General features: G+C 52.9%; 32 protein-coding genes. 27 read left to right on the top strand and 5 right to left on the bottom strand.

Annotated features, from left to right (window positions below; all coding sequences use genetic code 11):
* Positions 1 to 10 precede the first annotated feature (10 nt).
* Positions 11 to 946: a heme o synthase gene (gene cyoE, locus MKY58_RS23340; protein ID WP_212950156.1), complete on the top strand. Its 936-nt coding sequence runs from the start codon at positions 11 to 13 to the stop codon at positions 944 to 946.
* A gap of 208 nt (positions 947 to 1,154) precedes the next feature.
* On the top strand, positions 1,155 to 1,766 hold the full coding sequence (locus tag MKY58_RS23335) for an SCO family protein (RefSeq protein ID WP_036708978.1): 612 nt from the start codon (positions 1,155 to 1,157) through the stop codon (positions 1,764 to 1,766).
* Between the two features lie 98 nt (positions 1,767 to 1,864).
* Here MKY58_RS23335 and MKY58_RS23330 read toward each other — a convergent pair whose 3' ends face one another.
* From MKY58_RS23330 to MKY58_RS23320, 3 genes are all read right to left on the bottom strand, one after another.
* Positions 1,865 to 2,215, bottom strand: coding sequence for a toprim domain-containing protein (locus MKY58_RS23330; protein ID WP_036708982.1), 351 nt, complete (start codon positions 2,213 to 2,215; stop codon positions 1,865 to 1,867).
* A gap of 174 nt (positions 2,216 to 2,389) precedes the next feature.
* On the bottom strand, positions 2,390 to 2,548 hold the full coding sequence (locus MKY58_RS23325) for a hypothetical protein (protein WP_156124547.1): 159 nt from the start codon (positions 2,546 to 2,548) through the stop codon (positions 2,390 to 2,392).
* A gap of 123 nt (positions 2,549 to 2,671) precedes the next feature.
* Positions 2,672 to 3,844: an MFS transporter gene (locus tag MKY58_RS23320; protein WP_339322317.1), complete on the bottom strand. Its 1,173-nt coding sequence runs from the start codon at positions 3,842 to 3,844 to the stop codon at positions 2,672 to 2,674.
* Between the two features lie 213 nt (positions 3,845 to 4,057).
* Between MKY58_RS23320 and MKY58_RS23315 the strand changes: the two genes are divergently transcribed.
* Positions 4,058 to 4,510, top strand: a complete 453-nt coding sequence (locus MKY58_RS23315; RefSeq protein WP_339322316.1) for a hypothetical protein — start codon at positions 4,058 to 4,060, stop codon at positions 4,508 to 4,510.
* 51 nt (positions 4,511 to 4,561) lie between these two features.
* Positions 4,562 to 5,716 carry a transglutaminase domain-containing protein gene (locus MKY58_RS23310; RefSeq protein ID WP_339322315.1) on the top strand — a complete coding sequence of 385 codons (1,155 nt, stop codon included), beginning with the start codon at positions 4,562 to 4,564 and terminating at the stop codon, positions 5,714 to 5,716.
* A gap of 112 nt (positions 5,717 to 5,828) precedes the next feature.
* Here the strand turns inward: MKY58_RS23310 and MKY58_RS23305 are convergent, their stop codons facing one another.
* Both MKY58_RS23305 and MKY58_RS23300 read right to left on the bottom strand, forming a co-directional pair.
* Positions 5,829 to 6,254: an ImmA/IrrE family metallo-endopeptidase gene (locus MKY58_RS23305; protein WP_197069946.1), complete on the bottom strand. Its 426-nt coding sequence runs from the start codon at positions 6,252 to 6,254 to the stop codon at positions 5,829 to 5,831.
* A 51-nt stretch (positions 6,255 to 6,305) separates the two neighbouring features.
* Entirely contained in the window at positions 6,306 to 6,752 is a 447-nt protein-coding gene (locus tag MKY58_RS23300; protein ID WP_339322314.1) for a helix-turn-helix domain-containing protein, read from the bottom strand.
* Positions 6,753 to 7,067: 315 nt separating this feature from the next.
* Between MKY58_RS23300 and MKY58_RS23295 the strand changes: the two genes are divergently transcribed.
* From MKY58_RS23295 to MKY58_RS23185, 23 genes are all read left to right on the top strand, one after another.
* Complete coding sequence (locus tag MKY58_RS23295) at positions 7,068 to 7,538, top strand: ArpU family phage packaging/lysis transcriptional regulator (RefSeq protein WP_212950166.1); 471 nt, start codon at positions 7,068 to 7,070, stop codon at positions 7,536 to 7,538.
* A 160-nt stretch (positions 7,539 to 7,698) separates the two neighbouring features.
* Complete coding sequence (locus tag MKY58_RS23290; RefSeq protein ID WP_339322313.1) at positions 7,699 to 7,902, top strand: hypothetical protein; 204 nt, start codon at positions 7,699 to 7,701, stop codon at positions 7,900 to 7,902.
* 635 nt (positions 7,903 to 8,537) lie between these two features.
* On the top strand, positions 8,538 to 9,377 hold the full coding sequence (locus MKY58_RS23285) for a hypothetical protein (protein WP_339322312.1): 840 nt from the start codon (positions 8,538 to 8,540) through the stop codon (positions 9,375 to 9,377).
* Positions 9,378 to 9,387: 10 nt separating this feature from the next.
* Entirely contained in the window at positions 9,388 to 9,594 is a 207-nt protein-coding gene (locus MKY58_RS23280) for a hypothetical protein (protein ID WP_339322311.1), read from the top strand.
* Positions 9,595 to 9,596: 2 nt separating this feature from the next.
* Positions 9,597 to 11,063, top strand: a complete 1,467-nt coding sequence (locus tag MKY58_RS23275; RefSeq protein ID WP_339322310.1) for a phage tail sheath family protein — start codon at positions 9,597 to 9,599, stop codon at positions 11,061 to 11,063.
* Positions 11,064 to 11,149: 86 nt separating this feature from the next.
* On the top strand, positions 11,150 to 11,557 hold the full coding sequence (locus MKY58_RS23270) for a phage tail tube protein (protein WP_036709003.1): 408 nt from the start codon (positions 11,150 to 11,152) through the stop codon (positions 11,555 to 11,557).
* A gap of 36 nt (positions 11,558 to 11,593) precedes the next feature.
* Entirely contained in the window at positions 11,594 to 12,028 is a 435-nt protein-coding gene (locus MKY58_RS23265; RefSeq protein ID WP_036709006.1) for a hypothetical protein, read from the top strand.
* A 23-nt stretch (positions 12,029 to 12,051) separates the two neighbouring features.
* Entirely contained in the window at positions 12,052 to 12,189 is a 138-nt protein-coding gene (locus MKY58_RS23260; RefSeq protein ID WP_201452216.1) for a hypothetical protein, read from the top strand.
* 15 nt (positions 12,190 to 12,204) lie between these two features.
* On the top strand, positions 12,205 to 13,995 hold the full coding sequence (locus MKY58_RS23255) for a hypothetical protein (protein ID WP_339322309.1): 1,791 nt from the start codon (positions 12,205 to 12,207) through the stop codon (positions 13,993 to 13,995).
* 60 nt (positions 13,996 to 14,055) lie between these two features.
* Positions 14,056 to 14,706: a LysM peptidoglycan-binding domain-containing protein gene (locus tag MKY58_RS23250; protein ID WP_339322308.1), complete on the top strand. Its 651-nt coding sequence runs from the start codon at positions 14,056 to 14,058 to the stop codon at positions 14,704 to 14,706.
* Positions 14,703 to 15,680, top strand: a complete 978-nt coding sequence (locus tag MKY58_RS23245; protein WP_339322307.1) for a phage portal protein — start codon at positions 14,703 to 14,705, stop codon at positions 15,678 to 15,680. The genes MKY58_RS23250 and MKY58_RS23245 overlap by 4 nt, the downstream gene beginning before the upstream one ends.
* Positions 15,673 to 16,068, top strand: coding sequence for a hypothetical protein (locus tag MKY58_RS23240; protein WP_339322306.1), 396 nt, complete (start codon positions 15,673 to 15,675; stop codon positions 16,066 to 16,068). Before MKY58_RS23245 ends, MKY58_RS23240 begins: the two co-directional genes overlap by 8 nt.
* Positions 16,061 to 16,516, top strand: coding sequence for a DUF2634 domain-containing protein (locus MKY58_RS23235; protein WP_339322305.1), 456 nt, complete (start codon positions 16,061 to 16,063; stop codon positions 16,514 to 16,516). The genes MKY58_RS23240 and MKY58_RS23235 overlap by 8 nt, the downstream gene beginning before the upstream one ends.
* Positions 16,516 to 17,634, top strand: coding sequence for a baseplate J/gp47 family protein (locus tag MKY58_RS23230; protein WP_339322304.1), 1,119 nt, complete (start codon positions 16,516 to 16,518; stop codon positions 17,632 to 17,634). The genes MKY58_RS23235 and MKY58_RS23230 overlap by 1 nt, the downstream gene beginning before the upstream one ends.
* The gene (locus tag MKY58_RS23225; RefSeq protein ID WP_339322303.1) at positions 17,627 to 18,193 is read left to right on the top strand and encodes a YmfQ family protein; all 567 of its coding nucleotides are present in this window, start codon (positions 17,627 to 17,629) and stop codon (positions 18,191 to 18,193) included. Before MKY58_RS23230 ends, MKY58_RS23225 begins: the two co-directional genes overlap by 8 nt.
* Before the next feature lies 1 nt (position 18,194).
* The gene (locus tag MKY58_RS23220) at positions 18,195 to 19,739 is read left to right on the top strand and encodes a pyocin knob domain-containing protein (protein ID WP_339322302.1); all 1,545 of its coding nucleotides are present in this window, start codon (positions 18,195 to 18,197) and stop codon (positions 19,737 to 19,739) included.
* A 110-nt stretch (positions 19,740 to 19,849) separates the two neighbouring features.
* Positions 19,850 to 20,155, top strand: a complete 306-nt coding sequence (locus MKY58_RS23215) for a hypothetical protein (RefSeq protein ID WP_339322301.1) — start codon at positions 19,850 to 19,852, stop codon at positions 20,153 to 20,155.
* Positions 20,156 to 20,158: 3 nt separating this feature from the next.
* A complete protein-coding gene (locus MKY58_RS23210; RefSeq protein ID WP_339322300.1) occupies positions 20,159 to 21,070 on the top strand; it encodes an N-acetylmuramoyl-L-alanine amidase in 912 nt (303 codons plus the stop codon).
* Between the two features lie 15 nt (positions 21,071 to 21,085).
* The gene (locus MKY58_RS23205; RefSeq protein WP_339322299.1) at positions 21,086 to 21,364 is read left to right on the top strand and encodes a holin; all 279 of its coding nucleotides are present in this window, start codon (positions 21,086 to 21,088) and stop codon (positions 21,362 to 21,364) included.
* A gap of 495 nt (positions 21,365 to 21,859) precedes the next feature.
* Positions 21,860 to 23,350 (top strand): glycerol kinase GlpK, encoded by a 1,491-nt coding sequence (glpK, locus tag MKY58_RS23200; protein ID WP_339322298.1) that lies wholly within the window; start codon positions 21,860 to 21,862, stop codon positions 23,348 to 23,350.
* A 78-nt stretch (positions 23,351 to 23,428) separates the two neighbouring features.
* Positions 23,429 to 23,662: a hypothetical protein gene (locus tag MKY58_RS23195; RefSeq protein WP_339322297.1), complete on the top strand. Its 234-nt coding sequence runs from the start codon at positions 23,429 to 23,431 to the stop codon at positions 23,660 to 23,662.
* 197 nt (positions 23,663 to 23,859) lie between these two features.
* Complete coding sequence (locus MKY58_RS23190) at positions 23,860 to 24,381, top strand: sigma-70 family RNA polymerase sigma factor (RefSeq protein WP_339322296.1); 522 nt, start codon at positions 23,860 to 23,862, stop codon at positions 24,379 to 24,381.
* The gene (locus tag MKY58_RS23185) at positions 24,365 to 25,546 is read left to right on the top strand and encodes an anti sigma factor C-terminal domain-containing protein (RefSeq protein ID WP_339322295.1); all 1,182 of its coding nucleotides are present in this window, start codon (positions 24,365 to 24,367) and stop codon (positions 25,544 to 25,546) included. The genes MKY58_RS23190 and MKY58_RS23185 overlap by 17 nt, the downstream gene beginning before the upstream one ends.
* The last annotated feature ends 144 nt before the right edge of the window (positions 25,547 to 25,690 follow it).

Raw genomic sequence — 25,690 nt, 5'->3', positions numbered from 1 at the left:
TTCTAAAGGCGTGGACAATCATTTAAGTTACCAGGCTCCTTCGGATTCCGCGACCCTTTCCATCAAGCAAACGCCGCCGAATTCATCGGCTACATGGAAAGATTTCATTACACTTACAAAACCCGGGATTATCCGGTCTAATTTAATTGCTGTTTTTGCAGGCTACTGGCTTGCCTCCCAGTGGGACATTCAATTCGGGAAATTGATCCTCACGCTGCTGGGAACGGTGCTCGTGATGGCCTCCGCCTGTGTATATAACAATTATTTTGATCGAGAACTCGATATGAAAATGGAACGCACACGGAACCGTACGCTTCCAGCCGGTCGCCTGAAGCCCTCGATTGTGTTATGGTATGCATTTATCCTGGGGGTCCTTGGACTGGCGGATCTTTTTATTTTTTCGGGAGTTCTTGCCGGTATTTTCGGGCTCGTCGGCATGTTCGTATATGCGATCGTGTATACCATGTGGCTGAAACGCTCATCGACATGGAGCACGTCGATCGGCGCCATCTCCGGCGCGATGCCTCCGGTCATCGGCTACGTCGCCGTGACGCAGAGCGTCGATCTCGGAGCTTTTCTTCTGTTTGCATTGCTCTTTCTGTGGCAGCCGCCGCATTTCTGGGCGCTTGGCATTCGCCGCGTTGAAGAATACAGAGCCGCGGGTTATCCGCTTTTGCCTGTAGTCAAAGGCATCAAAAGAACCAAAATCCAGATCATTCCGTATCTGGCGCTGCTCGTTCCCATTCCGATCCTGATGTATGTGTTTGGTTATACCGGCATTTATTTCGCGATTATCGGAACGCTGCTTTCGCTCTTCTGGCTGTACCTCAGCATCAAAGGTTTGACGGCTAAAGACGACGACGCTTGGGCGAAAAAATTGTTTATCTTTTCGATCAATTTTTTGACGTTGAGCCTGATCGTCATGATTTTGAATACCGTTCATTAACCAATATATAACCGGACAAATCCCATGGATGCATGGGATTTTTTCTGGAAAGCCTTCAATTTCCGACAACATCGAATATGGCCCGGGACGGCAGGGGAAAGGATTGGAATCAGGTAGAAGCTTTCGGGCGTCTACCTGAATTTATAATAACCGTTTGCTTCAAGTTGGCGGACAGCTTGCGAACGGATCGTGGGAGGAAAAATGGAACATGTTGAAACGCTATAAATGGACATGGATTCTGCTGGCGATCATCGTCATTTTGGCGGGATATTTGGTTTATGCCGGTACGGGGATCGGGAAATCCAAGCTGCCGGTTCTCGGGGAAGTCGAGGATTTTTCCTTCGAAAACGTGGACGGCAAAACGGTAACCCGCGACGACACCAAAGGAAAAGTCCGGCTGTTTTATTTCTTTTACACCAGCTGCCCGGACGTATGCCCCGTAACGACGTTCCTGCTCTCCCAGACGCAGAAGCAGCTGATTAAAGACGGAACGTTCGGCAAGGATGCGGAATTCGTATCGATCTCCTTCGATCCAAAAGTGGATACGCGGGAAAAGATCAAAGAGTTTGCGGATAAATTTTACGTCGATTACAACGGATGGTATTTCCTGCGAGGGGAAGACCAAAAAATCAGGGATGTCGCCGAAAAGTCGTTTAAAATCGCGATCGTAGGCGACAACAAGGACAACTTCGCCCACTCCAACATCATCGCTTTAGTGGACCGCGACAATAAGGTGCGGAAGCTGTACAACGCCAATGACACCGATAACGTCACCGCGGAAGCGCTGGCCAAAGACGTCGAGGAGCTGGCGAAACAATAAAAGCATACACGGGCAATCGAAAGCGCCGTTCATTCACCTAGAGGTTCTAGGTTGAGTCGAAAGGCGCTTGTTTGCGTGCATGAACGAAGAAGTGATCGTCACGGAATCGGAGGAAGGTCCGGGTAAATGATGAATTCTTCAAGTCCCGCTTTTTCAAGCTGGGCAACCAGGTATTCGTCCGGCGTACCCTCGACCCCGGGATAACCTCGCCTCGTATAAATATGGCCCGCATCGGGAAACGCGTCGCGGAGCACGCCGCGGATTTTTTTGCCCGAGCTGTCGTTATCCATAAAAAGATAAACCTCTTCGTCCTTGATTTCTTTGCGCAGCGATTCGAGTTTGTTGGAATTGAGCGTGCCGAAGGTGCACACAATCCGGACGTCCTCGTGAAGCAAACGGCGGAGCTTGCTGCGGTCGTTTTTGCCCTCGACGATAATGTAAATGGCCATGAGTTCACCTCGGGTAAGGAGAGACGCTGCCGTCTCCTATCGAAATTCCCCGGGAAATGTTGAAAACAAACATCGTCCCCGGTTTCCTTTAGTGTAGCTCTTTTGATGGCCGTCATGCAAAAAATAAGACGATCGGCCTTGGCAGGCAGATCGTCTATTCAGGTTTTCCCTAAACTAACACCAGAAGGCGCGCAAAATGATGACCAGCAAGATAAAGAGCACCAGAACCACTCCGACATTGCTGCCTACGCAAGGCGAAACGACCGGTGCAGTCGCTACTGGAGCAACCGGCGCTACGGGACCGCAACCGCAGTGTCCCAAATGATGACCCATACCTATCACCCCGCTCTCGTTTATGTCGCATGACACAATGTATCCTATGTGGGTATAAGGCATAAGTTTTGTGCAATGGCCCATTCGCCCTGATTTAGGTTTTTACCCATATGGGACGATCGCTCATGAAGCCGGCGTCTGCTTCGCGTTCGGATACAGCAGGGAACCGGGCTTGCGGCTCGTCGGGATCATCATCAGCCCGAGCATCAACAGGGCAAACGCAATAAAATACGGCGACACGAAGTCGCGAAGCTGCCCCGCCGCGATGGGCCCGATAAAAGAGCCGATCGACATGGCGATGGACTGCAGCGAAAAAACCCGGCCGAGCTTGCTGCCGCCGCTCAATTGAATAAACAGCGAGGCCATGGCGGGGAAAATGATCCCCTTGGCGGTTCCAAGGATAAACAGCGTCACCGTAAGCGGTATGCTCTGAAAGGCTGCCAGGCCATAAAAGCAAAGCGCCAGCAGGAAAATGCCGCCCAAGACTCTTTTGAAGGGGGAGTACCGGTTGACGAAAAGCATGCTGAGCGTCAATAACGCGCCGATGCTCATGACGGAAAACAGAATGCCCGTCGACATAATACCGTCCATGCCGGTGGCCCGCAGCGGAAGCTCGAAAAACAGAATTCCCTGCGAGCATGAGATAACGAACGGCAGAATATATATGCGCCAGGGGACCTGGAATTTAGTGGCCGGGGAAACTTGGCCGTCCATTTCCGGCGTATTGCCGGAAGGGCGAACCGCTGTTTGCAGCGTCCGCGGAAGGCTGAACATGGCCATGATGCCGGTAGCGATCAGAAGCCAGCCAAGCCCCTGGAACGTAGCCGAATACCCGGCTTTGGCAACGATAAACGCCCCTGCTGCGGGGGACACGACGGAAGCTAACGTGTGCACGACGCCGTGGCCGGACATGAATTTGCCCTGGACGACTTTATCCGAAGAAAGCGAGGCGAGCAGCGCAAGGCAGGCAGGAGAAAGAAAGGCAAGCACGAAACCGCTGACCGACCGGAGCGCCAGCAGCTGCCACGGGTAATGAACGTAAGATTGGAGCAGCAGCACGATGCCGGCCGACACGAGGCTGAATATGATATAACGTCGGCTGCCATGTTTGTCGATCACGGCGCCTGCGATCAGATTGCCGGGCAAATGCGTCAAGGCGTAGATGCCCATCATCCAGCCGATAAAAACGGGCGCCGCCCCGAGGGACACGGCAAACGGCGTTAATATGGGGTATTGGGCATGGAGATCGAAAAAAGCGAGAAACAAAAACATGTACAGCCAAATGGCGGTTTTCACTTGAGGCAGCTCCTTTCCGGCGGAAGACAAGTCATAATATACCTTTACGCTTGTACGTCCCGTATTAGACCCGAATTTTCGGGTGGTGCCCGCAGCAGCGTTCGCAGCTTGAGGGAGCAGCATGAGGGCGGGCTGACAGGCCCTGTTCCGATCATGTATAATAAGAACGTCTTTATTCTGATACCAAGCTTTAGCTGATGGGAGTGAATGTGAATGAATACGCAGGTATGGTCCGATTTCTTACAGCAAAACTGGCTGGTAATCCTTATTGCTCTCATTGTGCTGTTCGTGGTCCTGAATCTGGTGAAGACCATGGTCAAATGGGCGATTGCCGCCATCATCGTCGTGGCCTTGGTGGTGTACAGCGGCGTTTCCCTCGATCAAATCAAGGACGTGGTGAATGACGTGAAGACGGAAACCGTGGATACGCTTAAAAGCGAAGCCACGAACCTCATGATGAAGGAAGCGAAAGAGGCAAAATATACATCGGATGCGGCTGGAAACTTTACGATCACGACCCCCAACCTGGAATTGAAAGGCCAGAAGGGGAAGGAAAAGGTGGAGGTTTCGCTGCGCGGCGTTTCGCTTGGCGAGTGGAAGATCAGCGATACGGTTAAGTCGTTTATCGAGGAATCGAAGAACAACACCAATGTCACTGCGAAATAAAACAAGAAAACGATCATCGTACCAGGGCATGTCGTGGAGGGAGGTTGTCTGATGGTAGAAACATGGATCCAGAGCTTGCGGGAGTTTAACGCGGTTTCGATTTTTTTGCTGCTGATCCTGCTGGTTTCGCTGCTTCAAGGCTGGCGGCGGGGAGCGTCGCGCTCGGCCGGAAGACTCCTCTCCCTGCTGCGGGAGGGAGTTTTTATTTTAGTGGCCTTGGTGCTGTCGGTGCCGTTTACCTTATGGGCATCGCCCAAGGTGCAGGAATGGCTTACGGAATATTCGAGCACGATCCCGAACCGCGATTTGAGCGTGTGGGAGCAGATCTATTATACGTTGATGTCGTCGATGGCCGAGTTTCCGCTGCTGCGGTTTGCGGTGCTGTTCATGCTCAGCTACAGCATCATCCGTTTGTTGATGCGCTGGCTGACGGTGCTCGTATTCGGCGGCAAAGACGCTTTGTTCGTGCCGGGGACGCGCCAGTCCTCGTCGCTGTTCAGCCGATTATCGGGCGCGGCGCTTGGTCTTCTGATCGGAGCGGGACGCTGCATTGTCGTCGTGGCGCTGCTGTTCGTGTTTGCTACGCTGTACCCCGACTCTTCTTTTACCCGTTACGTGGAGGCCTCGCCGATTTATCAGGAAGGCGCCAAGCGGGTCATTGAGCCGTTATCCGGCAATTTGGTGAAGGACAAGCTACCGGTATTTACGAAGGCAGTGGAAAAAGAGCTTAGCGGCATCATGCAGCGCAAATACGAGGTCATCGACCATGCGATTCCGGACGATATCGATGCGGCCGCCGCCGAAATCGTCAAAGGCGCCAAAACCGACGAAGACAAGGCGAGACGGCTGTATGACTGGGTCGGGACCCGGGTGCAGTACGATTACGGCAAGGTCGACGATTACGAGCAAAAAGGCATTTGGCATGAACAGACGCCGCAGGATACGTTCGATACGAAAAAAGGGGTATGCATCGACTATGCCCGCCTGTATGCGATGATGGCCCGGTCACAAGGATTGCAGGTCCGGGTCGTCACCGGGCAGGGGTATAACGGACAAGGCGGGTATGGTCCGCATGCCTGGAACGAAGTCTACTTGAGCGAGCAAAAAAAATGGGTTCCGCTGGATCCGACGTGGGCGCAAAGCGGCAACTGGTTTAATCCGCCGAATTTTGCGGCGACCCATATCCGGGACGGCATTCTGTCATAATCCGGATGCTGCCAAAAAAATTAGGAGCTGTACCGATCGGCCATCACATGGCGCGGACAGCTCCTTTTTCTTTTGCTGTGGTTGGCTCGAAGCGGCTCTTTTCTGGCGGGACTCATGTCCGGGACATGCCCTCAAGCAAAGGGCACATTTCCGGCGGAATGCCGCTGCGCCTGCAAACGTCCTCGGCGGTTTCATCCTGACGTATGGCGACCCCTGCGGTCAACAGCAGGACGGCAAACCGGTTGGCCTGCCGCTCCAGCTTGCCCGGCGCAAAATAGGAATGCTCCTCCAGGAAAAAACGGTTAATCCCCTTATGCAGCCGGTCATGGCCCAGTTCATGCGCGCAAACGAATCGCTGCCACTCGGGGGAAAGCTGGTTGTGTATGACGATAAACCGCCTTCGCAGCTTGCGGTAATACAGTCCCTTGGTCGATTTGCCAAGGTCGGTATAACGGATCTGTATGCCAAGCGCACGCGCAAGCTCGAAGGGACAGCTTGTTTTGTATTTGCGGGTTAATTTTCGAATGATCTCGTCCACCATATTCACCTGCTTTGTCGTTTAGTCGTAAGTTGGCAGCGTGTGGAGGAGCTATTTTCCATCCGGCGTTCCGTTTGGTTTTTTCTTTCTTTTGTTCATTTGCTTGGCTTCCCAGAACAACCCGGTCAATACGTCCTTGATCCGCTGCCGGTCCTCCTCGTCCAGGGGAATTCCGTCGAACATCAGCTCGCCGTCTTCTTCCAGCATTTTTTTGAAATCGCGTTTGTCTTTGTACGTGGCCCACTCCGGCGCCTGAGCGGCATCGTGCGCAGTCCCGCTTCCCTCCAAATATCCCGCGGCCGTCATCAGCTCCCCGTAGGAAACGCCCAGGGCATCGGCCAGCTTGCGGATGGTGGGGGCTTTGGGCACGCCGCGTACGCCGTTTTCCATCCGCGAAATTTGCGAGTTGCTGATTCCCGCGGTTTCCGCCAGCTGGTTGATCGACATGCCTTTTTGTTCGCGAAGTTTTCTTAACAGCATTCCGAATTCGTTTTCCACGAGTATGTCCACTCCTTTGCATCCATCAGGACCTGTGCAAAATTCGAACGGCTTGTGGAAGCGCGGCGTTTTTGCAGATCCTCTATTAAGAACTTACGTTCCCGCATACTACTATAACGTCTTGTTGCCAAAAGGTAAAGAAAAAGGAGAATTTCATGCCAAAAGGTATAAAAGAGGAGGGATAATCACCCGTTTTCTTCGATTTTGCCGGTTTGCGGCTTGTACCAAAAAGTGGTATGTTAACATCATTATACGAACAAAAATGCGAACACGCTACAACTATTTACTATTTTAATCTTGAAGGAGTGCATATTCATGGAACAATTTCTGCCGGAGCTGGACCGCCGCAAAACGCAAACCGCGATCGAGGCTTTGTTCGAAAAATATCGCATTTATAAAACGATCACCTTCGAAGCAAGGGAAGCCAGCATTACCGCTTCGTATACCGAACGCTTCCACGGACCGACGAACGTCACTTCCGACCAGACCGCGCAAATCGCCGTTTACAACGTGGACGTGCCTGCGGCCCGCAGGGCGTACTGCGAAACGATCGAATCCGTCGTGGACCGGCTGGGGGAACGGGAACGGCTGATCATCCGCGAGCGGTACATGAAGCAGGACGATGTGTTCGATTATAAAGTGTACAACTACATTTTGGATCCGCCGGTCAGCAAGGACACGTACACGAAAATCCGGACCCGGGCGTTTTATAAGCTGGCGCTGGCCTTCGCCGATTTGGGGCTGCTTAAGCTTGACGGGCTGCAAAAGCGGGTGACGGTGGGCTAGATTTTAGATTTGTGGAAGCAAAATATTCGCATGAACGGTTCAGGTCGCTGCGGCTGGGGCACCCCTAGTATGAATTGGCAGAATGGAGTCTGTTGAAGAAGTCGTGGAAACGCTGAGGAACAGGCGAGTTAAGCTGTGATAGAAACGGGCGTAGAGACCCGTGGAAATAAAAGTAGCTGCAGTCGTTGAAGCAGTCGTGGAAGCAATCGAGAGGCTAGTTGTAGAAGCGGTTGTAGAAGCCGTTGAAGAAGCAATCGTAGAAGCGATCGTAGAAGCCTTGGTAGAAGCAATTGTAGAAGCGATCGTGAAATCAGTCGCAGTAACCGCCGTGAAACAGTCGTGGCTCTATCCTCGAACGTACTGACTGCATCGCACGAACAACTCTAACGGTTGCAGCCGCCGTTATTGAGGGTAAATTGGCTCCATTTGTTTTTTAACGGATGCAGTTGAGGCTATTGCTTGAAAAAGCTCATTTTTGGTGGTGTTTCGGAGCAATTAAGCACAGTGATAACCGTTAGAATATTAAACGGGCCTTTCTTACCTACTTAGCGGTTGTGAGGTCCGTTAGAATATCGTTGAGGCTATGATTGAAAGGATAGGGGAGAGCCCCCTGTCCTTTTTTTATTTCCAAATATCAATTCATCTATTAACGGTGTGCAGACCTCGATATATAGAGAAAAACCCGAACAAAAATACGAACATACATTCGTACCTTTTTCATCCGACAATACGTCTGAAACCGTCCAATTCGGCGTCAGCGCATCCGTTTGAGGGGTGTAAGATTGTATCATCGGAAATGAATCAAGAGAACAACCGAAGACGCTAACAGTCGATGTTCAAGCCGGCCCATGTGGCCGGTTTTTGATTGGCGGTGAAATTCTCTTGGCTCATGTCCGGTGCGAATGTTGGCAGAAAGGAGGAGCCGCAAATGAAAAAGCAAGCGGTGTTTGCAGGCATGAACAGCCTTAGGGAACGAGGGGCGCTACGGCAGCCCCCGGTATGAGGGCGGCGCTCAAGCAAGCGATCGCGGAGGTCGTGCCAGCGCTGAAAGACAGGCTGTACGACGTGCAGCCCCCGGCTGACGGTGCAGCGGAGCCCTACGGGGTGATCGCGTTCGGCGAGGAAATCTGGAAGTCGGCCTGGGCGGGATACCGGCAGGTAATCCGGCTTAAGCTTTACGCAGGCAACGCAGGCCTGGATCAAGCAGATCAGTGGGCGGAATCGCTTGTCGGCGGGCTGCACCGGAAGCGGGTGGCCTATCCGGATGCAGCGCCGTTTACGCTGGTTTACCTGGGAGCGCGGGAAGCCGAAAGGCTGGAACCAGCGACGGGCAAAGCGGTCCGGACGCTGCGGTTTGCCGTGTATGTTCCGGAAGCGGAGTCCGGGAGCCCGGGGGCCGGGCCGGATGAATGGTTAAGCGCGCTGGCCGGCTGGACCGGGAAAAGGTTAGGCGAGCCGTGGGCGGTATACCAAACGTCGTGGCCTTCCGGACCGGACGACCATGCCGTGCTGTGGCGGATGACGGGCTGCGAGACAAAAATGGCGGGGGCGTCGCTTTACGAGGTCCGCAAACATTTTGCAGGGCATATCGCCGCCCCGAATTCCGACGTAGAGCAGCAGGCGGCCGTTTCGCTCATCGAAGGCTTGGGAACTCAGGTGCAGCTGCCTTTGAGCACCGACCAGCGCAGGTACATGTCCGTTACGGAAGCGTCGGCCGACTTGAACGCGGATGCGTTTTTGGATGGGCAGGTGAAGCTGACGCTGGTGCAGCGTCGGATGCGGCCGGCCGAAGAGGCGGCGCTGATCCGCAGGGTAGAGATTCATCCTATTTTGAAATGAGGTGTTTGGCATGGCGGTTAAAAAAACGGCGCAAACCGAAGGAACAGCCAGTGAACCGCGTTACATGCTTTCGGAGCTGACGGATCGATCCAAAGATTTGTTTGGCGTTCAGGAAGAAGTGATGGCGGGTGCCTTTTATGGCGAAGGGGACAAGACGTTTTCAGTGGCGGAAGCAAAAGCAAAAATCGAACAATTCATGAAAGCGAAGGTGGATTAATTATGGCAGGCGGAACATGGGAAAACACGAATAAACCGGTATTGCCGGGATTGTATATGAATTTCAAGGCGGCGGCCGCTTCGGCGATCCAGGGCGGTTCCCGCGGCACGGTGCTCGTGCCGGTGAAGGCAAATTGGGGGCCAGTGCGCGAGTTCGTGGAAATCGGAAGCGAAACGGCCATTGGCCAGGTGTACTCGACGGACGCAGCGGACGGCGCGACGGCGTACAAGTCGCTGTATCTCGCGTTGCTGGGCGGACCGAAAAAGCTGGTCGCTTACCGTCTCGCGGATGATACCGCGGCGCAAGCCAGCCTGACGCTGCAAACGGGGGATGCCACGCCGCAAGACGCGCTGCAGCTGCAGGCGAAATATCCGGGAAGCCGCGGCAACGGCTTTACCGTAACCATTCAGCCGGCGCTTGGCGAGCCGAATGCGAAGGAACTTCGCCTGTACGAGGGTGCCAAACTGCTCGGAACTTACAAGGGAGCCGACGGCACGGCCGCCTCGATCGCCGAACAGATCAACAAGGATAACGGCAATGCCTGGATTACGGCCAAAGTGCTGGGGCAAGGCGGAACGCCTGCCGACGTGAGCGGCGCTGCCTTTACGGGAGGCGCCAGCGGCAACGGCAGACTGACGAATGCCGACTACATCGCCATGCAGGAAGCGGCGGAAGGCCAGGATTTTGACGTGCTTGCGCTCGATTACGCCGCCGATATGGCGCTGCTGCAAAGCTTTGCGGCATGGATCAAGCGGATGCGCCGCGAGGGCAGGGGCGTCATGGCCGTCTTTGGCGGTTCGGCTGCGGACGATACGGCCAAGGATGCCGTGAAGCTCGCTGCGTCCCGATCTCTGGCGCTCAATCATGAAGGCATCATCAATGTGGGCACGGGCGTGCGCCTCGCCGGGACGGATTACAGCTCCGCGCAGACGGCGGCATACGTTGCGGGCCTCATTGCCGGGCAGCGGCTGAACCAGTCCGCAACGTATGCGGTGACGCCTTTTGAAGACGTGACCCGCCGCTGGACCCGTTCCGAGCAGGAGGAAGCGGTGAAAAACGGCGTGTTCCTGCTCTTTTACGACGGCCGCCAGGTTAAAGCGCTGCGCGGCATCAACAGCTTGGTGACGCCTGCCGAAGGCCAAAACAACGCCTGGAAAAAAATCCGCTCCATCCGCGTCATGGACGCGATCAACGCCGACCTTCAGCTTGCCGCCGAGCAATCGTATATCGGCAAGGTGAACAACACCGAGGAAGGCCGTTTGGCGCTGATCGGCGCCGTGAAGGAGTATTTGGCCCAGTTGTCTTTGAGCAGCGTCATCGAGCCAAACGGTTACGACGTCATTTTGGACCCGGCTTATTACGGCGACAGCGCCGTGAACACGCCGGAGCCGGATCAGGTGTTCCTGCAGTGGAACGTGAAGCTGACCGACGTGATGGAGCAGCTGTTCGGAACGTTTTACGTGCAATAAGGACGGTTTTCGATTCAACAGGCTGAACGATTCAGCGGATTAAACAAACATTTCATGAACTTTTAAAATACGGGGAGGAAAAAACAATGTTGGATGCTTCAAGAGTCATTATGGGGACGTATGGCCAGGCCTATATCGACGGGGTATGGCAAACGCATATTAACAAGCTGGAAGCGAGCGTGGAGATCGAAAAGAAAGAGCTGAACCTGGTCGGCCGGGACTGGAAGGTGCATAAAAACGGCGCCAAAAAGGGCAGCGGCACGATGAGCGGCTACAAAGTCACGTCGGACATGATTCAGCGCGGGTTTTCCAAGTTCGACATTATCTCCAAGCTCGACGATCCGGAGTCTTTCGGGCATGAGCGCGTGCGCCTGATCAACTGCATGCCGGACAAAATCCAGCTTGCCAACTGGACGGCCGGCGAAGAGGTGCAGGAAGAGACGCCGTTTACGTTTGAAGGCTACGAGCTGCTCGATCCGATCGTCGGCAACTAAGGCATTTTTCGAAACCAGGGAAAAGGAGAATGAGACATGAGCGTACATGAGCATATGACGGAGGAGCAAATTTTGGACAGCTTGTTCGAGGCTGCGGAAAAATTGCCTGAAGCGACCGTCCGCATCAAACGGCTGGACATGAACATCGTGCTGCACGGGCTTACTTCGAGCAAGGTGGACAGCATCCGCGAGCGCTGCATGATCCGCCGCACGGTGAAAGGTTCGGTGGAAGAGAAGGTGGACAGCGAAACGTTTAACGCCTTGCTGATCGCGGAAGCGACCGGAAAGCTGGAAGTGAAGGGCTTGGCCTTGAACGGCTGGGGCGATCCACGGATTACGAGCCGTATGAAGCTGTCCGGCGGGGAGCAGGCGGTGCGCCGCATGCTGCTGGCAGGCGAACTGGACGCTGTCGGCGACAAGGTGCTGGAGCTGTCCGGCTTCGGCGTCGACATCGATGACGTAAAAAACTAATCCGCTCCGGGGGAATGACGACGATGCTGTATCATCTGTGGGTACGGCATCACCTTCGTCCCGGAGATTTCTGGCGGCTGCCGCGCGGCGAGCGCCTTCTTCTGATCGCTTTTGCGGAAGAAGAGATGGACCGGCTGGCAGCCCAAATTTTGGACCGATGAGGAGGTGACAAAGAGATGGCTGAAACGATGAATTACCGGATGAACCTGGTCATCGACCCGAAAAACGTCATCAAAGCCAACCGCGAGCTGCGGGCCATGGAGCGTTACTTCGAGCGCATCCAGGGCCGCGTCCTGAGAATCGGCCGAACCCGTATGGCTCCCGAGATCGTGCTGAAGGACCGGGCTTCGAAGGGGCTGGACAACCTGCTGCACAAGCTGCAGCGGGTAAGGTCGGAGGTGGTGAATGCTTCGGCAAATATCAATTTGACCGTTAAGCATACATCTGGACAACAGCCCGATTTTTCTCCGCTGGTCCAAGTCCTTCAGGGGAATACGAAGGCTTTGCTGGAGTTAACTAAGGCTTTGGGATCCCTCAAAATTGGGGGGGCTGCTGCATCGGCCACAGCTCCAACTCCGGAGAAGCCGAAAACTGTTTGGGACAAATTGAAGGATGGTTTTGGAGCTATGAAAACCTTTGGAGGTGGAGTTAAAAGCGCAGCTGAGGTCCCAGGGAAATTTAAGAAAGTAGGGGAAGCTTGGCAAGGGAAAATTCCTGAAGACCAAAAGGGGGACGCAAGTAAAAGCGGGACGGCTAAAGATGAAGATCAACCCATAACGAAGACTAGGAAAGAACGAATAGAGGGAGGCAGACTCCCAAAACGAACGAGGATACTGAATACAGTAGGGGCTGTTGGTGACCTAGTTTCAACCTTTGGTTCCGCAGGCGCAGATCTCATAGGAGGCAGCCAGGATTTGTGGAAGACAGGGAAAGAGTGGTTAGGGATTGGTTCAAAAGCAACCAATGCGGCGAGTTCCGCGGCAAATGCAACAGGAGCTGCCACTTCTGCAGCGAGCGCTGCAAGTACTGTTACTAAGGCAACAAGTGCCGCTACTAATTCCGTAAGCTCAACGGCCAATATCGCAAGCTCTGCAGCAAAGGTTGCCGGAAATGGCGGTGTTGGCGCCATGGCGAGCGGATTAATAAAAGGAGGCCTTAAAAAGCTGCCTGGGCCGCTTGGCCTTGTCGGTGATGTGATGTCGATCGCTTCCGCCAAACCAGGTAAAGAGCGTGCACAAGCGATCGGCTCTACGATTGGAAGCAACTTGCTTGCAACAGCTGGAGGCGCCATCGGAACTTTCCTTTTGCCAGGGGTTGGTACAGCGGTCGGGACCGTACTGGGCGACATGGCTGGAGATTTTCTTGGAGGTAAAATCGGGGGCTTTATAGCCGATAGCGCGCCAAAAATCAAAGAAACATTTACCGGGGTATCCAACTGGTTCTCCAAAAATATTTTAGGTAAAAAGGACAAGCCAAAAGACAAAGAGGACGTTTCCAAGAAACCTGACGTAATCAGGACTCCGGCTGTGCCGGAAAAACAGCCCTTATTGCCTCCGGCACCACTCATGCAGAGGCCGACCTTACCACCTTATCCACCGTCCTCTCCGTACTACCAAAGTTATCAAATGGGTATGGGGATGACTTCACCACAGAACATGAACATGGCTGGGCCCGGCCCCCGCATGCAGTCTGCAGTGACAAACAACGCTACTTCGGCAGGCGGAAAAATACCGCAGGTTGTCCAGATCAGTCCGGAGCAGTTGACGACGTTGTCGGGATTTTTGCGGGACATGAAAACCGAAACGACGACCCAATACAACCTGCCGCCAGGTGCGGTACAGGTGACGGTTCACGAGGAATATCCGGTCGATGTCGAAGGTATTATCCAGCAAGTCGGCCAGCGTTTGCGGGCGGAATTCGCGAAGGCGACGCAAAATCGAAAACCGCAGTCTATGGCGCTTGCTTAAAGCGAAGTTGCAGGGTGGTACACTGGTTAATTTTTTGCTGAAAGGAGGAAGGCGGAAGCAATGGAATTTTTGCTGAGGGACGGCAAAGGGAAAGACTTTCTATTTCCGGTCAATCCGGAAGAGGTTACGATCTCAAGGCAAAAGGGTCTGGATACGGTGAATATTTTGTCATCCGGGGAATTTGATTTTCCGCAGGGAGATAAGGTGAAGGAAATTTCCTTCGCCTCTTTTTTTCCTAAAACATTCGATGGATCCTTTTGCCGAGGAAGTAAGGACGATCTGCCTGATCCGCAGACGGCGATGAATAAGCTGAATGAATTTTTGGCGTTAAAGACGCCATTGCGTTTTATTATTTCAGAAACAGCCGTGAATGTGCCGGTGTTTGTGGCTTCGCACAATTCCACTTTTCGCGGGGGTGAGCCGGGGGACGTATATTTTGAAATTACGCTCCGGACCTGGAGGGAACTGAAGGTGGCCAAAACCGCCGGCGGCAGCCAGGGAAAGACATCCACGGTTAACAAAAAGCCGCGCGTGGACTTGAAGGAAAAAAGCAAAACCTACGTCGTCAAACCGGGAGATTCCCTATCCAAAATTGCAAAACTGGAGCTTGGAAACAGTTCGGCCTGGAATAAAATCTATCAGCTGAACAAAAAGATCATCGGCAGTAACCCGAATGCGATCAAACCCGGACAGAAGCTGGTGCTGCCATGAGCTACAAGGTGATTTTGCAGAACAAATATGATTTGACTCCGCTGGTGGAGGCTATCAATCTGCGGGATTCGCTAGAGCAGGTCGCCTATCAAGCTACGGTGAATCTGGTCGTCTCGCCGGATATGCCGCCGATCTCGCCGGGCATGTCCATTCGGATCAGCGGCGTTCCTTACGGCAAAACGAATTACGTGCCGCTGTTGAATCCCGGCGTTGTTTGGGAAGTGGAGACCTCGAACAACGGAATTAAACGGATGACGCTGACCATTTATGACCGCACGATCTACTTGGACAAGTCCGAGGATGAATACTTGTTTCCGGCGAAACAGACAGCATCCCAACGTTTCAAAAAATATGCTTCCGATTGGAATTTAAAAATCGAAAAGCTGCCGGATACCAAAAAAGAGCTCGGACGTTCCGTCTACCGCACGCAGTCCATCTATGCCAGCATGTTCGCCGACCTCAGGGAGACGGCCAAAGCCGGCGGAAAGCTGTATCATCCGCGGATGATTTCATCCGGGCTTGAGCTGTATGAGCTCGGGACCAACCCGGAGGTATACATTCTTGAACATGTTACGGATACGACCCAATCCCGGACGTTGGAGGGAGCGGCTACCCAGGTGAAGGTACTTGCAACGACAGCCAGCGAATCCGGGAAAGAGGTCCCGTCCAAAGTGATGGCGATCGCCAAGAAGGACATCGACAAATATGGCCAGCTCCAGGCGATTATCCAGGACGATGAAGTCAAGTCGCAAGCAGCGGCGAAAGAGTTGGCCAAAAGCAAACTGCGTGGAATCTCGCAGACGATTTCCGTCAACGCCCCTGACATCAACACGATACGTGCCGGGGATGCCGTTATGCTTGGAACAATGAGGCTCATCGTTATTTCAGTCAGCAGGGAACTGGGGAATCCGGGAAGCATGTCGCTTGAGCTTGGCACTTACGATGACGTGAAAAGGAGGTTTTATCTTGAATAAAGATCCTTACGGACAGCTGGCGTCAGCGCTTTATTCTTCTGTCGGCAAACATACGAGGCAGGCGCTTGGCGGCGTGGGAGCCGTTCTTGGTACGATTACCGGAACCGGTTTGAAGCTGGATGATTTTAAACACGAGTTTCAAGACTACTTAGTTGCGGAGCTGCCGGGCGTATTGGCTGTTCCGGGTTCTGTCATGGCAGGGACACCCATGTTGGACGTACGGTCGGCAGGGGACCTTAAGCAGGAGGAAACTTCTTCGGCTAAAACCGAAATTGAAGATGCTCGTCTTAGCTTGGCCTTAAAGTCTGGGGATCGTGTGCTGGCGGTTCGGGTGAATGGTGGGAATGATGTGGTGGTCGTATGCAAGGTGGTGAGCGGGCATGGCTAATTTGTTTCCGGCGACGGAGGACATGGTCTGGGAGGATGCGACAGAGCCGGAGACGTATGAAGGAAGCGGGGCCGTGTTCGGCCGCAGCTGGAAGTTCGATTTTGACGCAGGCGAATTTGTCATGTCGCCGACCCGTAAAATGGCCGTGGCCGATGAAAAAGAGGCTTGGGTGCTTTGGTGCGAAAAAGCGATTCGAACGCCGCGTTACCGCCATCTCATCTATTCCCGTGATTATGGCAGCGAGCTGGAAGAATTGATCGGCAGCGGCAACCGGGCGATTCAGGAAAGCGAAATCCGGCGTATGGTGTCCGAAACGCTGCTCGCGGATGCGCGAACGCAAAACGTGGACCAGTTTGTTTTCGAGTGGGAAGGGGAAAGCTGTCGTTTCACCTGCCGGATTACGAATATCCGCGATGAAGAAGCCGTATTGGAAGGGAGTGTGGGATAATGGCGGATTTGCCGCTTTATTTGCAAGATCAAACCGAAGACGAAATCATGCAGCGCATGCTGAGCCGGGTGCCCGCGGATATCGATAAATCCGAAGGCTCTTTTATTTGGGACGCGCAGGCGCCCGTGGCGTTTATGCTGTCCGAAGCGGCGATTTGGGCGCAGCAGGTGCTGGATCGGGGCTTTGCCCGGACTACATTCGGAGAATATTTGGATATGCGGGCGGAGGAGCATGGGGTGACGCGCCGTCAAGCGGTGGCCGCTACCGGAACGGTTAAGTTTAAGGGGGCGCCCGGAAAGCAGATCCCTTCCGGAATCGTGGTCGCCACGCCTGCTGATGAAATTTCCGGGGAACCGAGCATCGAATACAAAACGACTGCGGAAGTAACGCTGGACGGTAATGGCGAAGGGATCGCTCAAGTGACAGCGGTTGTGCCCGGCAAAGCCGGCAACGTGCCCGCGGGCGTCATCGAAATCATCTCGGCACCGGTTACCGGCGTAGTGTCGGTGACAAATCCGGAAGCGATCAAAGGCGGCGCGGATGTGGAGTCCGATGAATCCTTGCTGGAGCGCTTTTATACCCGGGTTCGTAACCAGGGGACAAGCGGCAACAAAGCCCAATACATTCAATGGGCGAATGAGGTCGCCGGTGTAGGCGGGGTTCAGGTCAAACCCTTGTGGAAAGGACCGGGCACGGTCGGTATTTATTTGCTGGATATGGATAAACGCGCCGCAAGTCCGGCGATTGTACAAGCCGCTCAAGACTATATCGATCCGACGATGGACGGTCAAGGAGAAGGGCAAGCGCCAGCCGGGCCGATCGTCACCGTCATGGCGGCCGAGGAGGTGCCTATTCATATCTCGGTTCAGCTCACACTGGCGGCCGACGCAACGATCGAACAAGTAAAGGAACAGGTAGAGAAGGGGGTTACTGCGTATCTTAAGCAGCTTGCTTTTGCGGATCCGCTCGTTCGTTACACCCGGATCGCTGCGGTGCTGCTGGATATTCCTCCGATTATCGACTACTCGAATCTTACCGTCAATGACCAGTCGGACACTAATATTCAGATCAACCCCGGTCAGGTGGCCGTATTGGGGACGGTGACGCTGAATGGCTGATTTTACGATCGCTAGTCCGAGAGGCGCTGAGCTCTTTTCTTATTTGCCTGCCTATTACGAGTCTTCCCGAGTCATGCAGGCTTACTTGAATGCAAAAGGGACGGAGATGGATGCCTTATACACGGCCCTGAACCAAACGCTTGATCAGTTTTTTGTCCGGACGGCCACATGGGGACTGGATCGATGGGAGTATGAGCTTGGAATCGAAACGGATCGAACTAAACCGATCGAACAGCGGCGTTCCTTAGTAGAATCAAAGCTGCGCGGAGCAGGCAAGTTCTCAGGGCGTCTGGTCAAAAACGTTGCGGAGGCCTATGACGGCGGAAAGGTAGATGTTTCTTTTCAACCTGCCGAGTGGGGTTTTACGATCAAATTCGTTGATACGATCGGGATTCCCCCGAATCTGGAGGATCTCAAATCCGTGATCGAAGAAGTGAAGCCCGCGCATCTGACTGTAAAATACGAATTCAGTTATTTACTCATCCGGGACATTGAAGGCGTCATGACCCTAGATCAAATGGAACAAACGCCATTATCCAAATTTGCAGGAGGTGCTTGAAATGGCGAGTAATACGCCTAATCTTGGTTTGTTAAAAAAAGATCCGATAGCTGATGGGAACGAGACGTTTAATATTCAAACGATGCTGAATGATAACTGGGATAAGATCGATGAAGCTGTGGGGAATATTAAAGTTCCTGATGCTTCTTTGACGGACAAGGGGGTCGTGCAGCTTTCTAATGCGACCAATGGGACGAGGGAAGATGTAGCTGCGACTGAAAAAGCGGTAAAAGCGGCTTATAATCAGGCTGTTTCATATATCGAGGCAAGGGGTTGGCAAAAGTCCCCTTTAACGACTAATGATGGAAGAGGTATTAATCTCCCGGATGGCACTGATCTAAACACAGTTGTAAATATTGGTTTTTACGATGTAAATGCTCCGCTTAACGCTCCATCTTCTATAATGCCCGTTGGAAACTGGTGGTATTTGCGAGTTGAGAGGCATAGATTTGACACACCTGATAATCGATGGGTAACACAGCGAATTACCCATTTTTATACGGGTCTAGAGTTCATACGCCAATCACGTACACTCAGCTTGAATGTAGTCGCATGGACCCGATGGGAACCTGTATTGAATGGATTTAGCTATAAACCTAACCTAGTATCCAACAGCACGGGGTTATTGGGTTTTGCGAGATGGACCAAAGTAAATGGCGAAACCGGATGGAATTATTATAGGGAGGCGGGAAATCGTATTTCGTCTTTTTTCTTTGACGCCGAGCCATCTGGGGTGAATTACCGTTATATAGAATCAGAGTCAATACCGGTATGGTCAAATGTTTACTATACACTGTCTTTAGATTTTCTAAATCCGACAAACACTGCGTCCGAGATCTACGCTGAGGTATTGGGGAACGGAAGCATTATCGGACAAGTATTTTGCGACGCTTCTACTGAGTGGCATCGTAAGAGCTATACTTTTAATACTGGAAGTGCAAGAGGCGTAACAATAAGACTGGTCGTGAAATCCGATTTGCCAAAGGCATCTAGAGGTTTCAGCAGAATCATGCTTAATGAAGGAACAACAGAAGCTGTATGGAATGATGATGCGGATGGTAGCTTGCTTTTTCAATATGCCAATGATGGAAAATCTCGAATCGCTTCCGCCATCAACGGCAAAGGAGTTCCAGCATCAGGAAGTGATGATTTTGCAACATTAGCAACCAAGATAATGCAAATCCCCTTGGGCATGAAACTATACAGCGGCGTGATTCCAGACTTCATTGTCGACTCCGGGAAAGGGTCAGTCAAGGGAGGGGAAATCAGGGGGATTCCATTCACTCCCAAAATCATAATCATCTCAAGGAGTAACTCATCCTCATACTCGTACGATTGTGTCACCATTGCTTTTAGGGGATTGACCGAGCTCAGAAATGGAACTGCATGGTACGAAAATCCCCAGGGGGCACTCGAATCAGTGTATTTGAAGTCTGAAGCGGACTTTCTTCCGGACGGGTTTGCGTACTGGGCAACCTCTGCTGCAGCCCAGCCGGGGGAACGGATTCGATACTACACTGACATAAAGTACCTTGTTCTCGGGTAGTTATAATGATCCAAAGAATGGTATTTCAGTACAGTTCAACGCCGCATAGGCGTTTTTATTTTGCCCTCGGAGCTCCCGGGGGCAATTCACCTTCACGAAAGGAGGAATCGATGATGGACTTCGCAGCGATCACTGCTCTCTTATCGGTGTGCGGGGTAATCAGCGGTATTATTATCGGCTGGTCGGGAAGAACCCGCGCAGTAAGGCAGGATACAAAGGAAGAAGCCCGGTCGGATGCCATGGCTCGTGCCGATATCGAGTACATTAAGCGGGGCATTGAGGACATCAAGCATGAACAACGGGCCCAAGGAAAGCGGTTCGACGAGCTGGCCGAACGTGTTACGCGCCTGGAAGAATCCCAGAAATCGATGCAAAAACGAGTAGACCATTTTGAAAAAGCAAAAGGGAGAGATTGAATTTTGGATAAAGCCAAATACAACATCGAGCGTCGATATATCGGCGTTCGCCATAACACAAGGCCTGGACTCCGACTAACAACCGGAACCCCGGCCTTTTTTGTTGCCCATGACACAGGAAATCCGGGGGCTACGGCAGATAACCATTATACGTATTTCAATAACCTTAAGGACCGTTCTGCTTCCGCGCAGGTTTTTATCGACGACACAAAGATTTTGGAGATCATTCCGACCGGGACCGGACCTGATCCGGCGGAAAAAGCCTGGCATGTGATTTATAACGTCACGACAGACAACGAACGTTTCGGCTACGACGCCAACGATGCTGCTTTGGGCATTGAGCTTTGTTATGGCGGCAAGATCAGCTTCGTGGAGGCTTACAAACGGTTCGTATGGTATTTGGCGTATTGCTGCGACAAGTGGGGCAAAAATCCCTCCACTTATATCGTGAGCCACAAACAGCTTGATCCAGCCCGTAAGAGCGATTGCGAACAAGCCCTCTTCGCAGGCAATAAAACCTTCAAGAATTTAATCCTGGACGTGGGTGCTGAGTTGGCGGCTCCGATCGCTGCACCTGATTTTGAACCTTTACCCGCTGCTATCGCTCAATCGCTGATCCGCTACTATATACAACCAGCGTGGTTTTCCTCTCATAACTTCGGGGATGAAGCAGGGAAAACCCATTTCCATAACTTGGCCAATAATCTTCGTTTGGCTGCAGGGATAGCACTGGAAGCGGGAAAGGCAGCCCAACCGCTTACCCGATTGCCGAAAAGCAACGCGCAGGAGATTATTTTCCGTTGGCTTTCGCCGGCATGGTTTCAGGCTAAAGCTGCTGGAGACCGGACGGCCATGAATCATTACCATAACTTGGCGAATAATTTGCGGCGCGCCGCGGGGATTCCGGAAGAATAAGAGAGGAGAATCGACATGGAAAATGAAGTATTGGATCATGTGCTAGCATTTGCCTCCGTTTTGGCGGTGTTTGTTCTGTCGCTAGTCCAACTTGTTAAAAGCGCGGTAAACGTGCCGAAGAATATCGTACCGGTCGTTGGCCTGATTATCGGCTTCATCATCGGTGCGGCAGCCTATCCTTTTACGGAGTTAGGACTGGTGCTCAGGATCTGGGCAGGAGGAATTGCCGGGCTGTCCGCTACAGGTTTGTTTGAATTGGCATTTAACCGCCGAAGTGGTGGCACGAAGGAATGAACTGTTTTATTTGTCATAGCACGCTTTTAAGAGTGTCGGCATAAAAAGCCGCTGACCTTATGGATCGGCGGCTTTTAACTAAGTTTGGTTTTTTAACCGGATAAGTAAAATGCAGAACGTTGCTGAAATTGTATTCTTTGATGCTCAAAGTCCGGATTAGAATTAAAAATAGAAATTGCTAAAAAAAACGAGATTATTGCTACAACTCAAACGAAAGGCTAGCAATGCAGGGAGAACGGTCTAAATTCAAGTTTGTACCAATGAATACATACGATTTGACTCTGTATAATCTCGCGAATTCTCCTCTGTTCGTCCTTTCCGCCTCCTCTTTTCAAAATCCCCCTTCAAAACCTCCCCGTTTTCGAATAGCATAAGAAGTAGGAAGCCAATTGCAGCAGCCATACCCACATAAGTCCATACTTAGATCATTTCATTTCATCTTAATGATAAAGCGCTTACGAAACATTCAACATGCCAACGAAACGGGGGAGAACGATGGAAACCTACATATTGTCATTGGATCAGGGGACGACAAGCTCGCGGGCGATTTTGTTTAATAAAGCGGGCGAAATCGTTCATATCGCGCAAAAGGAGATAACTCAGCATTTTCCCCAGCCCGGCTGGGTGGAGCATAACGCCAACGAAATTTGGGGGTCGATTTTGTCGGTCATCGCGTCGGTGCTGTCGGAATCGGGCGTGAAGCCGGAGCAGATCGAAGGCATCGGCATCACCAACCAGCGGGAAACGACCGTCGTGTGGGATAAGGAAACGGAAGAGCCGGTGTACCATGCGATCGTGTGGCAGTCGCGGCAGACGGGCGGCATATGCGAGGAACTGAAAGCGAAAGGATACGACGACAAGATCCGCGAAAAAACCGGTCTGCTCATCGATCCGTATTTTTCGGGAACGAAGGTCAAGTGGATTCTCGACCATGTGGAAGGCGCCCGCGAAAAAGCCGAGCAGGGCAAGCTCCTGTTCGGCACCATCGATTCCTGGCTGATCTGGAAGTTTACCGGGGGCAAACGGCATGTCACCGACTATTCCAACGCTTCCCGCACGCTGATGTACAACATCCACGAACTCCGATGGGACGACGAGCTGCTGGAAATCCTGGGCGTGCCGGCTTCGATGCTGCCGGAAGTGCGCCCATCCTCCGAAATTTACGGGCACACGGTGAAGCACCACTTTTTCGGGCAGGAGGTTCCGATCGCCGGGGCGGCCGGCGACCAGCAGGCGGCGTTGTTCGGGCAGGCTTGTTTTGACGAAGGGATGGCGAAAAACACGTACGGCACCGGCTGCTTCATGCTCAAACATACCGGCGAAACCGCGGTTCGCTCCGGGCACGGGTTGTTGACCACCATCGCCTGGGGCATTAACGGCCGCGTAGAATACGCGCTGGAAGGCAGCATTTTCGTGGCGGGATCGGCGGTGCAGTGGCTCCGGGACGGACTGCGGATGCTGAAGGATTCCAAAGAAAGCGAAAATTACGCAAACCGGGTCGCAAGCACGGAAGGCGTTTATGTCGTGCCTGCATTCGTAGGCCTCGGTACGCCGTATTGGGACAGCGATGTGCGCGGAGCGGTGTTTGGCTTGACCCGCGGCACGTCCAAAGAGCATTTTATCCGGGCGGTACTGGAGTCGCTCGCTTACCAGACGCGGGACGTCATCTCGGCGATGGAGGGCGATTCTGGCATCGAGCTGCGGACGCTCCGCGTAGACGGCGGGGCCGTGCAGAACAACTTCCTTATGCAGTTCCAAAGCGACCTGCTTGGCGTGCCGGTGGAACGGCCGGTGATCAACGAAACGACGGCGCTGGGCGCGGCTTATTTGGCCGGACTTGCGGTCGGCTATTGGAAAAGCCAGGAGGAAATATCCGCCATGTGGGCCAAGGAGCGCCAATTTGAGCCTGTGATGGGGGAAGAGGAGCGCGATAAGCTGTATGCCGGGTGGAAAAAAGCGATCCACGCCGCCATGGCATTCAAATAGAAGGAGAGAAGAGCCCCGCAACCGGCGGGTCTCTTTTGTTTTCAGCATCCTGCGAATCAGCAGAAAGGAGGGACGCATATGGCCCAACATGTCTGCCAGCCTGATCATGGTTGTTTCGCCTTTGCTTGGGTGAACGCTGATCCGCAAACTGGGCGTAGGGAAGGTATTCCTTTATATGCGGATCCTGGTTCTCGCCATGGGCGTGATATGCTTGCTTTTTCTAGCGCAGCTTTGGGCCGTCCGGCCGGGATCGGCATTATTCGGAGGGGCGTGCGCGGGAATCTGCTTGAAACCCTAAAGTTCATGCCGTAAAACATCCATAGACTGAATAAATATTTGCCCACGACGCGGCCCTCTGCCTTTCCGATCCAGGCGGCGGGCCGTTTTTGTGCGGAAATAAACTCCGATTTGCTGGGGAATTACCCTCCCTTCTTTCCGAAACATGAATATTTTTCCGAAATTATGTAACTATTCCCCTGTTTGAAACGTGTTTAGATAGAGGGGATGAGATGGCCAAACGCAGCACGCTCGAAAGCGTATATCGAACTTATATGCCGGACGTTTACCGATATTTGCGTTCCCTTTGCGGGGACGATGCGACAGCGGAAGACTTGGTGCAGGAGACGTTTTACCGCGCTTATTTGCACCTCGAAAATTATAGGGATGAGCAGGTCAAACCTTGGCTTTTCCGCGTCGCCTATCATGCGTTGATCGATCTGAAGCGCAAAGAGAGCCGGAGCATCGCGTCTGCGGACGAGTGGTTTCATCGCTTGCCGGACGACGACGGGAATGGGCCGGAATCGGTGCTTTTGCGCAAAGAGGGGCATGACCGGCTGTTGGCATGGATTGGGGGGCTGCCGGAGATGCAGAAGCAAGCGGTGGTTTTGGTGGATCTGCATCAATTTTCGTACCAGGAGGGCGCGGAGATCATGGGCATCACGTTGTCCCATTTTAAGGTCGTGCTGTTTCGGGCGCGGCAGCAGCTGAGGAAGATCCGGGAAAAGGAGGAGCGGGATGAGCGACGATTTTAAGCAAAAGCTCCGGGATTACAAGGACGGAAAACTGTCCGGGGAGGAGCGGGAAGAGCTGGAGCGTGAACTCGAAAAGATGGAGGTCTACCAATCCTATCTGGATGAAATGATGGACCTTGAAGAACACGCGGCAAATATGAACCCTCGTCCCCTATCGGACGCCGAGAAGAAAAGGCATAAACGTGAAGCCAGGCTGCTGAGAAAAGGAAAATGGAAGGCGCGGATCGGGACGGCGTTTACGTTGATCGGCTTTTTTATCGGGTTTAGCATCCTGTGTTCGATCGGCACGTCCATTTTTTATCAGGCGGGAGATCCGAGTTTTAGCGAAATCAACCGCGACGTTGTGAAATCGGCGTTTGCGGTCGGTTATCCGAATGTGACGATTCAACCCAACAGCAACGCCGGAACCTATTTTAATATGAAGATTAGCGGCAAAATGTCCAAACGCATCGGGGACGAACAACGGGAGGTCGGCGATTTTTCGGCGACGTATTCCTTTCAATGGCTCCGGCTTTATGATTTTTCCTGGTCGGACAACAGCGTGGCCTATAAGGGAATGTTTCTTTTCCCGGGTTATCAGGGGGGCGACAGCGGGCGGGAATGGACACGGTTGGAGAAGCTGCCTGAAGGAACGGTGGCGGAGGCCTATGTTTCTTATAAAAAGCTCTATTCGACCGACGAGTTTTTGAAAAGGTTCGAGGGCAAACATTACGACCCGCTTTGGTTTGCCGTTGACAATGGGGACTCAGACATCAAACGCTTTGACGGGCTCGTCATCAGCCCGATCGGTTTTCCGGCGATGCCGGTATGGCACCCGGGGGACGGCCAAGTGACCGAAGGGCCAAAACAAAAAGTCGGACCGTTTGTCACCATGAGCTCATCTTCCACCTCGTACCCTCCGATCGATCCGTACGGCTCCGGCGCTTTGCGGGAAGCGAATTTCATCCAGACGCTGCGCGTCCTGTACCAACATAAACGGGCTGCCGGGAGTCTGGTTCCCTCCGTCGATTTCAAAGCAACGCTGGACTACGTCGAAAAAAACGGGGTCAAAATCTACGGTGCCGTCATTACCGGACCGACCAAAGAAATTTTAAAACTGAAAGAAGATCCGGAAGTATCCGCGATCCGCATCGGGGAGGTTGCGCTGTGGAACTGGCGCGAATAGGCCGCGCCGAATGATTTACTCATAAACCGTCTTTTCAGGCAATGGCCGAGAGGGGCGGTTTATTTTTGCATGCAGCCCTACCGAAAGGATCCTTTTTTTTCGAGACATGCACTCCCAACCTCCTAATGGGCTGGCGGACTGGCA

It is taken from the genome of Paenibacillus sp. FSL W8-0194 (assembly GCF_037969745.1).
GTDB lineage: Bacteria > Bacillota > Bacilli > Paenibacillales > Paenibacillaceae > Paenibacillus_AQ > Paenibacillus_AQ cookii.
This window is presented reverse-complemented; position numbering and strand designations above follow the sequence as displayed.